Consider the following 9,196-nt stretch of genomic DNA (forward strand, 5'->3'; position numbering starts at 1 on the left):
TGCTTCGGGCCGCGCGGCCGGGCTCTTGGGGTTGGGGGGGGGTGTGGGTCCCGGGCGCCCGCCCCCCCCCCCCGCGGGCGGTCTTCGTGCTGCGCGAGGTGTTCGGGTTCGGCTTCCGGGAGATCGCGGCGGCCGTCGGCCGGTCGGAGTCGGCGTGCCGCCAGCTCGGGGTGCGGGCGCGACGCCACATGGACGCGGGCCGGCCACGCTTCGAGGCCGACCGCAGGGAGCGTGAGGAGCTCGCCGAAAGGTTCTTCGACGCCTTCAGGGAAGGCGATGTCGCCGGACTGCGGGAGCTCCTCGCCGCCGACGTCCAGATGGCCAGTGACAGCGGTGGCAAGGCCCCGCAGTGGGGCAAGGGCGTCTTCGGCGCGGACAACGTGGCCCGGGTACTCGCCGCCATCGCCCCACCGCTCGAGAGGATCGATGTCACGGTGGAGCCTCACCAGGTGAACGGCCAGCCGGGCGCGGTCTTCCGCGACCGGGACGGCAAGGTCCTCAACACCTTGGCACTCGACATCCTCGACGGACGGATCCAGGCGATCCACTCGGTGATCAACCCGGACAAGCTCGGGCACGTGGGCCCCGTGGCGGATGCCTGGGCGCTCAATCGGGAGGCGAACCGGGCCAGGCGCCTCATCACCTGAGAGCGAGAGCCGACGGCTCCGACGGCCGCGCGGGGCCGGCGGTGCGCGAGGGGTTCCGAAGCGGGCTTCGGGCATTCGACGGAAGCCGTCCGCTCCCGATCGGCCGCATCCTGAGAGGGACGCCACGCCGCTCGGTGAGCGGAGCCGTCGGCACGGTCCGGGGCCGGTCTCGGTACCGCCCTCGTCGCAAGGAGTGCTGACTGATGAGCACCATGCGCGCTGTCCGAGCCCACAAGCGGGGCGGCCCGGAGCAACTGGCGTACGAGACCGCGCCACGTCCCGAGCCGGCCGCGGACGAGGCCCTTGTCCTCGTGGGCGGCGCTGCGCCCTGGCGGCACGCTGGTCAGCATCGTGCAACCGCCGAACGCGGACGAGGCCGCCGCGCATGGCGCACGCGGGGTGTTCTTCGTCGTCGAGCCGGACCGTGACGGCCTCGAGGCCGTCACCGAGCTGATCGACGCCGATCGCCTCACCCCGGTCGTGGACCGCGTCGTCCCGCTCGCACAGACGCGTGCCGCCTATGAGGCCCTGAAGGCCGAGCACCCCCGGGGGAAGATCGTGATCCGCGTGAGCGAGGACGACGGCGGGGTCTGAAGCCAGTGTGTGCGCCGGGGCGACCAGGCACAGCGAGCATCGACTCGTCGGGGGGGCAGGCGCGGCTCCCGCGGTTGGAAGAGGTGATGTCCTGTCCGGCGCACGCCGCCTTCGCCGTGCTGCGTGGCGGGCCCGGCATGGACGAGAGCGTGCTGCTTCCAGCGGCCACGGCCTCGGCCGAAGAGACGGGTTTCCGGGTGGCGGGCGCCATCGGCGTCGAGGCGGAGTCCCAGTTGCCGTTCGCCGGTCTGCGCCAACTGCTTGTGCCGCTGCTGCCGTACGGCGGCCCACTGCCCGAGCCCTCCCGCTCGGTCCTGGAACAGGTCACGGCTCTGCGCCCTCGTCATGCGCCGGGCGGCTCTGCATCCACTGACCACTGCGTCCGCGGCTTCGGCACACTCAGAAGCCATTTCCCCTTGGGGGAGCGGGAGTTGTCGGGGTCACCGGGCTCGTTCTCCGTCACCGGCCTCGTTCTCCGCCGGTGAACGACAAAGGCAAGGAGGTCACCCACTCCTTGCCATGTTCAACATATAGCGCACCGGGGGGCTTGCGGCAAGGCCCCGGGCATACCGCAGAATCTCCCGCCGAGGCGAGAATCCGCGGAAACGGGGTCGTGAATTGAGTGTCCTTTGCTGACGTACGGGTCGCACGCGGGACGGCGCTGAGTCGCGACATGCGCGCGGAACCGCTGCACGAGACGACCGGCCGAGAAAGGCCGCCCGTGCACGCGTGACGACGCAAAGTCGTGAACCGGCATCCAGCACACGACGACCCACGAACGCCGGCGACCTGAACCGGGCGACTGCCTCGGCGCCCACGCCGGCGGAGCACTGCCCGGCTTGTTCACCCTGCTCGTCGCGCCGTGCCAGACGCCTCACCGTGCCCAATGGTCGTGAGCGACCACCGATCGGAGCTGCTTACGTGAACCCTCTGACCACCAGCGCGTTCGACCTTCCCGACCGTCTCTCCCCCAAGGCCGACCCGGCGCTGATCGCCGACGACGAGCGGCACTTCGCGGCCGTCGCACAGTGTCTCGAGCAGTCGATCGCCGAGGTGTCGGACCGCCTCGACGCCGAGCGCAGGGCACCCGGCGGTGCGGGTCAGCAGGCGATGGACCGGGACATCGAGGTCCACCGGCTGACCGCTCGCCTGCGCACGCTGCGTCGCTTCGGACTGGACCTGTGTCTCGGTCACATGGTGGGCGCGGACGGCTCCGAGCCCGTGTACGTCGGACGGCTCGGCCTCAAGGACAGCGCGGGGCGCCGGCTGCTGCTCGACTGGCGCTCCCCCGCGGCCGAACCCTTCTTCGGCGCGACCCACGCCAACCCGATGGGTCTGACGAGCCGCCGCAGGTATCGCTGGACCCGCGGCCGGATCAGCGACTACTGGGACGAGGTGTTCACCCCTGACGGGTTCGCCGGTCACGCCGCACTCGACGACCAGTCCGCCTTCATCGCCAGCCTGGGCAGCGACCGGTCGCCACGGATGCGGGACGTTCTCGGCACGATCCAGGCCGACCAGGACGCCGTCATCCGCGCCGGCTCGCGTGGCGCTCTCGTCGTGGACGGTGGTCCCGGTACGGGGAAGACCGTGGTCGCCCTGCACCGCTCCGCCTATCTGCTCTACGCCGACCCTCGCCTCGGTCATCGCCGGGGCGGTGTGCTGTTCGTCGGTCCGCACCAGCCCTACCTCGGGTACGTCGCCGACGTCCTCCCCAGCCTCGGAGAGGAGGGCGTGCAGATCTGCACCCTGCGGGACCTCGTCGCCGAGGGAACGGCCGCGACCGCCGAGGCGGATCCGGACGTGGCCCGCCTGAAGTCGTCCGCGGAACTGGTGAAGTCGATCGAGAGGGCTGTCAGGTTCTACGAGGAGCCGCCCACCGAGGGGATGACGGTCACGACCCACTGGTCCGACATCCCGCTGAGCGCCGACGACTGGGCCTTGGCGTTCGAAGCCGCGGAACCCGGTACTCCGCACAATGAGGCGCGCGACCAGGTCTGGGAGGAACTGCTCACGATCCTGACGGACAAGCACGACGGCGATTCCTCGGGGGATGACGGCGAAGTCCCGGCCGATCTGCTCCGCAGGTCCCTGTCGCGCAACAGGGAGCTGTTGACCGCCTTCAATCGCGCGTGGCCGCTGCTCGAGGCGGCCGATCTCGTCGGAGACCTGTGGTCGGTACCCGCCTACCTGCGGATGTCCGCTCCCTGGCTCAGCCGCGAGGACGTCCAGCGGCTCCAGCGCGAGGACGCCCGGTCCTGGACCGTGTCCGACCTCCCGTTCCTGGACGCGGCGCGGCAGCGCCTGGGCGACCCGGAGGCGGCACGACGCAGGCGTCGGCACAAGGCCTCCGTCGCCGCCGAACGCGAGCACATGGCCAAGGTCGTCGATGCCCTGCTGGAGGCCGACGACGACGGTGAGGGGGTGGTGACGATGCTGCGCGGCCAGGACATGCGGGACAGCCTGGTCGACGACTCCGCACAGCCCGGAACTGAACCGGACCTGCTCGCCGGTCCGTTCGCGCACGTCGTCGTGGACGAGGCGCAGGAACTGACCGACGCGGAGTGGCAGATGCTGCTCCTGCGGTGCCCGTCCCGGAGCTTCACCATCGTCGGGGACCGCGCCCAGGCAAGACACGGGTTCACCGAGTCGTGGCAGGAACGACTCGAGCGGGTCGGCCTCGACCGGATCGAGCTGGCCTCCCTCAGCATCAACTACCGGACACCGGAGGAGATCATGGCAGCGGCCGAGCCGGTGATCCGGGCCGTGCTCCCGGACGCCAACGTGCCCACCTCCATCCGCGGCACCGGAGTGCCCGTCGCACACGGGTCAACCTCGGATCTGAGCTCGATCCTCGACAACTGGCTCGCCTCGCACGCGGAGGGAACCGCGTGCGTCATCGGCGATCCGGGCTTCCGTTCGACGCCCCGCGTCCGGTCGCTGACACCGGAGCTGTCGAAGGGGCTCGAGTTCGACCTGGTCGTCCTCGTCGATCCGGAGAATTTCGGCAACGGCGTCGAAGGCGCGGTCGACCGCTATGTCGCCATGACCCGGGCGACCCAGCGGCTCGTCATCCTCACGAGCTCCTGACAGCGCCCGGACAGTCGCGGCGGCACCAGCACGCCGCGGACCTCCCGCGACCCCGTCGTGGCACCCTCGGCTTCAGCCAGCATTTCGACGTCGTCGTCCTGGGTGCCGGCCCGGGCGGGTACACGGCCGCCGTCCGTTCGGCCCAGCTGGGGCTGCGCACGGCGGTCGAACTCCGCGGAAGTGGCCCCTCGCTACCGGCGCCTCGGCATCGACGTTTCTCACCTCCACCCGGGTCGACGCGATCTCCGAGCAGGGCGGGAAGGTCAGGGTGACCGTGTCGCGGGGCGGGCAGCAGCAGGTGCCGGAGGCCGACAAGGTGCTGCAGGCCATCGGCTTCCAGCCCAATGTCACCGGCTACGGCCTGGAGAACACGGGAGTGCGGGTCACCGAGCGGGGTGCCATCGACGTCGACGGCCGGCTGCGCACCAGCGTCCCCCACATCTTCGCGATCGGCGATGTCACGGCCAAGCTGATGCTGGCCCACGCCGCCGAGTCGATGGGCATCGTGGCGGCGGAGAGCATCGCCGGGGCGGAAACGACGGAGCTCGACTACGTGATGATCCCGCGTGCCCATGTGGCCGGCCAGTCCGTGGACGGCCTCCTTGACGGCCTCGCTGAGAGTCGGGTGGGCATGAACGTTCCGGGCCACCTCGTGCACGGTCAGGTCCCACTGCTGCGTCAGGGTCAGCTCCGGCAGCAGCTCGGTCACCTCCGCGCCGATGAGGTGTGCGCCCAGCAGCTCGCCGTGGGCTCCGTCGCTGAGGAACTTCACAAAGCCCGCCGCGTCGGCGAGGCCCTGAGCCTTGCCGTTGGCGGTGAACGGGAACTTCACGACCCGCACGTCGAAACCGCGCTCACGCGCCTGCGTCTCCGTCCATCCGAAGCTGGCGATCTGCGGCTGGCAGAACGTCAACATGTGAGGTGGCCTTCGGCCTCGGCGGTATGGGCTCGGCGACCACCCACTTCTCCGCTGGGGACACCCTCGAAGCGAAGCTCACCACGCTGGGCCGGGCCGTCGGCCTGGTCCGTGAAATGGGGAAACGAGGCGAAGGACGAGGCGGCAAAGGAAGCGGCGATGCAACAGCGCATCAACCGCGCGCCGCACGCCGACGCCACCACACTCACGCCCGCCGGCAGTCCGGCGGAGGCGGCACCGTCATGGCGACGAGGTCCGGCCGCCTTCGCCGGAAGGGTGTACCCCAGTGCGCTCCCGACGAGAGGAGGGCGATGGGGGCGAAGGGCCCGCGATCACCAGTAGTGGCGTCGACCGGCTACCGCGTGGCCCATGGAGCCCATGATCCACAGGATCGCGCCGATCACGACCAGGATGATGCCGATGGTCCACAGGATCGAGATGCCCGTGACGAAACCGATGATGAGCAGGATGATGCCGATGGCGATCACGATGTGCCTCCAACCGTTGACATGACTCCCAGGTCCCGAGTCCCCCGATTCGGCGACGTCACCCCTCCTGAGGCGAACCTCCGCGACGGGCGCCTCGAGGCCCACTCGATGTCGGTGAATCGGGCGGCGCCCGTCGTCAGTACCGACTCCTGAACACAGCCCGCTCGCCGGGGAACTGGCCGACCATGGCCGCCGCCGCGAGCCGGTCCGCGAAGCGTTCACAGGCCGCGTACTCCCGGTGGGACACGTCGACGCGGCCGCGGCCAGGATGTCGACGTCCTCCTCGGGGGCAGGGGCAGCAGGCAGCAGTGATCGCATAACGTATGCGTGTAATGGCATGGAGTAGCCGCATACTGGAAAGGACCACACCATGTCCGCCACCCTCCCGGACAACCTGAAGCACTACATCGACGACAACCCGGTCTTCGCCTCGGTGGCCACCATTCAGCCCGACGGCAGCCCGCAGCAGTCGATCACCTGGGTCAAGCGCGACGGCGAGGACCTGCTCATCTCCACGACGGCCGGCCGCCGGAAGGAGCGCAACCTGAGCCGTGACCCCCGGGTGTCCGTCATCATGAACCCCCCGAACGCCCCCTACACCTACGTGGAGATCCGCGGAAGTGCAGGCATCACCACCGAAGGCGCGGCGGAACTCATCGACGAGCTCTCCCGGAAGTACACCGGCCAGGACTACGCCGACTTCAACCCGGCATCGAAGGACGACGCACAGCGGGTCGTCATCCGCATCACCCCGCACAAGGTCGTCGGGTCCCTCTAGGACGTTACCGACAGGGCCTGCGTGACGAACCGTCATTCCTCCGCGCCCGACCCGGGCCTGGTGCGCCTCGTGTTCGTCTTGGCCCGGTTGGCGGTCCGACGCAGGCCCGGACCCGTTCGCGTCAGGCCAGGCTGTACGCCCATTCGGCCAAGAGGGCGAAGTCGTCGGCGCAGAGCCCGGTCCTGGGATCAACCCGGTGCAGAAGGGCTGGACCGTCGTGGTGACCTCGGGTCCAAGCGCGATCCGCCTCGGTGATCTGGTCGTCGGCCCAGGTGAACGGGCGGCCTTGCGCCCAGGCGACGATTTCCGGTGTCTTCCAGAACACGCCGTCCTGCGGCCGGGGCCGCGATTCGGACCAGGCGATGAACGGCAGGGCGGGGAGGCCCAGCAGGGGCGCGAGGAATTCGTTGGCTTCCTCTTCCCATGTCGTCGCCCAGACCAGGTCGAAGGGCAGCGCGGTGAGGGCCGGCCCGTGGTCGGGGTTGAGCCAGACCCGCAGCGGCTTCACAGGTTTGCCGGGCAGCCCCCAGTCGGCAAGCCGACGCCGCTCCGCGGCCGCCCACCGCGGTGTCAGCAGCCGGTGCGTTCCGTAGCCCTCGGGGCGCCGGCAGGGCTTCGCCGCATACGGATTGAGCGGTCCGTCAACGTCCACCAGCAGCACCGGACGCACCGGCCCACTCCCCTGAGTCAGTTCCGCACGCTACCGGTCAAGGCGGACGAGCCACAGCACGTTCAGGTGAGCCCGGCGCAGCAGCCATGTGGCGCTCGTTACTCGTAGACGACAGCGGCGCTCAGCGCGCGGGCGAAGAACGTCCAGTCGCCGTCGGGCGGCATTTCCTGATGTACGTTGCCGTACCAGCCGGGGGAATCGGCGATCCAACCGGCCAGCGCGTCCAGAAAGCGGTCCAGGGTGGCGTTCTCCCACTGCTCACCTCGCTCCACGAAGTCATCGCGGAGGTGGGCGATGAAGGTCACGAAGGCTTCCCTGCTGGTGACTTCGTCATTCCGGCCTAGAGGCGACTGCGGCATGGCCGCACCGTAGCCCGTGACCGCGACCCTTCGGAGGCAAACCCGGTCGTGAATGCCGTCATCAACGTGTCCGCCCTCAGCCGGACCCCGGATCAGAGGTGCCCAGCACGCGTCCGGAACCCTCGTCGCCGCCAACCGACTTGGTGAGATGAACCCCGAGACGGTGGTCCGGTCCGACCAGCGGATGGCTGTACCAGCGGTCCGGACGTCGACCACGACTTCCTCGGCTTTCGCAGCGGCAACTGCGGCAGCACCCGTCTGGACCGGTACGACGGCAACGGCTTCGCCCCCTGGCCGTCGAAGGGGACCCCGGGCAAGCCGGGCGTAGCGCACCCGTGCGAGCGCTACGCCTTCCATGTCGGCTACACCGGCTGATGGCCGCCCGACTGGGTCGGTGCTGCGGGCGCCGGGGGGTGGGGGGCGGGCGTCCAGGCCCGGAGGCCGTGGGGCGGGTACGCGCGCATCAGCCGATCCGCATGTGCCAGCAGCTCGCGCCGCTTGCGCATCCGCGAGCGCGTGAGCAGAACCAGGGCCGCGACCAGGAACACGCCGAAGCACATCGGTACGAGCAGCACCGGTTTCCCAGTACTGATCATCTGTGCAGCCATTCCGATCACCCCGAGAAAAATGACCACCGCTGCGGGAATGAGCTTGATCAGATTCATCTCGTTCCTGATCAGCTCGGCGTGGTTGCGCGCGGCACGAGCGCTGCCCCCGTGGAAGGCCGGGTGCTGCGCGGCCACCTCGAAGGGAGTACCCGGCGGGACCGCCTCCCAGCGTGCCGCCGGGTCCGGATCCGGCACGAACACCCGGCGCCGCACGCTCTTGCTGCCTCGCGTCTCCAGGTGACGGTAGCCGTAGGCGGTGGCCAGCTGGATCGCCTGCTCGGGCAGCAACTGAGTGGTCGTGATCACGACCTGGGGACGGCCGTCGAAGAGATGCGCACGAGCACCGGGCCTGAGACGACGGGCCTCCGCCATCCGCTCCTTGAAGGTCCCCCGCGCCTCGCCGACCACGGCACCGCTCCTACCCGTTGACACCGAGCCACTGCCCGGCACCCGACATGTACGCGTCGACCTTATCGGGCAGCGAACCAGCACGATCCACACGGGTCGGCCCAGTGTGGCCGTCGCGGTCGTCCGCAGTCGCTTCTTGCGCCGGCGGGGTTCCGCGGCGGACGCCGCTCGTGCGGTTGTGACCCGTCTTGCGGCACGGGATGCTGAGGGGGCACGAAGGGAAGCGGTGTCATGGATCGTTTTCCGAAGGCCCCCCATGTCGAGTTCCGCAGTCCCGCGGACCTCTCCAAGGCCGCTACCGCCGTGCTGGATGACGACGGCCGCATCACGGGGTGGGGGTCCTCGGCCCAGCGCCTGCTCGGGCATTCGCCCGAGGACGTACTCGGCGAGCCGGCGGCCCAGCTGCTGGCGACGCCCCCTGGGCACCTGCCGTATGCCCTCTGCAAGGGGCACACGCCCCGCAGCACGGTACTGGACCTCCGTCACCGGGACGGAGGGACGCTGCACGCCGCTGTGACGTTCTGCCCGCTGTCGCACCAGGGCGCGGGGGGCGCCCCCGGGGGGGCGGCCGCCCGGGCGGCGGGTAGCCGGTTGGCGGCGCAGCAGGGGATTCTCCAGGGCCTGATTTCCGAGTGTAC

Annotated in this window: 10 protein-coding genes and 2 pseudogenes; 7 read left to right on the forward strand and 5 right to left on the reverse strand. The window is 70.1% G+C overall.

The genetic code is table 11. The features are described from left to right. The 5 genes and pseudogenes from ACFW2E_RS28965 to ACFW2E_RS28985 form a co-directional block, all read left to right on the forward strand. Window positions 1-647: sigma factor-like helix-turn-helix DNA-binding protein (locus ACFW2E_RS28965; protein WP_384470017.1), on the forward strand; the 647-nt coding region annotated here is incomplete at its 5' end. A 303-nt stretch (window positions 648-950) separates the two neighbouring features. Further along, window positions 951-1,241: a zinc-binding dehydrogenase gene (locus ACFW2E_RS28970; RefSeq protein WP_384470018.1), complete on the forward strand. Its 291-nt coding sequence runs from the start codon at window positions 951-953 to the stop codon at window positions 1,239-1,241. Window positions 1,242-1,327: 86 nt separating this feature from the next. Then, window positions 1,328-1,726 carry a hypothetical protein gene (locus ACFW2E_RS28975; RefSeq protein ID WP_384470019.1) on the forward strand — a complete coding sequence of 133 codons (399 nt, stop codon included), beginning with the start codon at window positions 1,328-1,330 and terminating at the stop codon, window positions 1,724-1,726. A 436-nt stretch (window positions 1,727-2,162) separates the two neighbouring features. Beyond that, window positions 2,163-4,331, forward strand: a complete 2,169-nt coding sequence (helR, locus tag ACFW2E_RS28980; protein WP_384470020.1) for an RNA polymerase recycling motor ATPase HelR — start codon at window positions 2,163-2,165, stop codon at window positions 4,329-4,331. A 274-nt stretch (window positions 4,332-4,605) separates the two neighbouring features. Then, window positions 4,606-4,773 (forward strand): annotated as a pseudogene (locus ACFW2E_RS28985) (FAD-dependent oxidoreductase); the annotation flags it as partial. Between the two features lie 129 nt (window positions 4,774-4,902). Here the strand turns inward: ACFW2E_RS28985 and ACFW2E_RS28990 are convergent. Together ACFW2E_RS28990 and ACFW2E_RS28995 are read right to left on the reverse strand one after the other, a co-directional pair. Further along, window positions 4,903-5,241 (reverse strand): annotated as a pseudogene (locus ACFW2E_RS28990) (dihydrolipoyl dehydrogenase); the annotation flags it as partial. Window positions 5,242-5,579: 338 nt separating this feature from the next. Next, on the reverse strand, window positions 5,580-5,735 hold the full coding sequence (locus ACFW2E_RS28995; RefSeq protein ID WP_384470021.1) for a DUF6131 family protein: 156 nt from the start codon (window positions 5,733-5,735) through the stop codon (window positions 5,580-5,582). Between the two features lie 370 nt (window positions 5,736-6,105). On the opposite strand from ACFW2E_RS28995, the gene ACFW2E_RS29000 reads away from it, so the two are divergent. Beyond that, window positions 6,106-6,513 (forward strand): PPOX class F420-dependent oxidoreductase, encoded by a 408-nt coding sequence (locus ACFW2E_RS29000; protein WP_384470022.1) that lies wholly within the window; start codon window positions 6,106-6,108, stop codon window positions 6,511-6,513. Between the two features lie 121 nt (window positions 6,514-6,634). Here the strand turns inward: ACFW2E_RS29000 and ACFW2E_RS29005 are convergent, their stop codons facing one another. From ACFW2E_RS29005 to ACFW2E_RS29015, 3 genes are all read right to left on the reverse strand, one after another. Further along, window positions 6,635-7,174: a hypothetical protein gene (locus tag ACFW2E_RS29005; RefSeq protein WP_384470027.1), complete on the reverse strand. Its 540-nt coding sequence runs from the start codon at window positions 7,172-7,174 to the stop codon at window positions 6,635-6,637. Between the two features lie 107 nt (window positions 7,175-7,281). Beyond that, window positions 7,282-7,488, reverse strand: coding sequence for a hypothetical protein (locus ACFW2E_RS29010; RefSeq protein WP_384470023.1), 207 nt, complete (start codon window positions 7,486-7,488; stop codon window positions 7,282-7,284). Window positions 7,489-7,904: 416 nt separating this feature from the next. Further along, complete coding sequence (locus ACFW2E_RS29015; protein WP_384470024.1) at window positions 7,905-8,558, reverse strand: hypothetical protein; 654 nt, start codon at window positions 8,556-8,558, stop codon at window positions 7,905-7,907. A 231-nt stretch (window positions 8,559-8,789) separates the two neighbouring features. Between ACFW2E_RS29015 and ACFW2E_RS29020 the strand changes: the two genes are divergently transcribed. Next, window positions 8,790-9,196 (forward strand): PAS domain-containing protein (locus tag ACFW2E_RS29020; protein ID WP_384470025.1); only part of this gene is annotated, 407 nt, incomplete at its 3' end.

Origin of the sequence: Streptomyces sp. NPDC058964, assembly GCF_042741275.1 — a bacterium.
Taxonomy (GTDB): Bacteria; Actinomycetota; Actinomycetes; order Streptomycetales; family Streptomycetaceae; genus Streptomyces.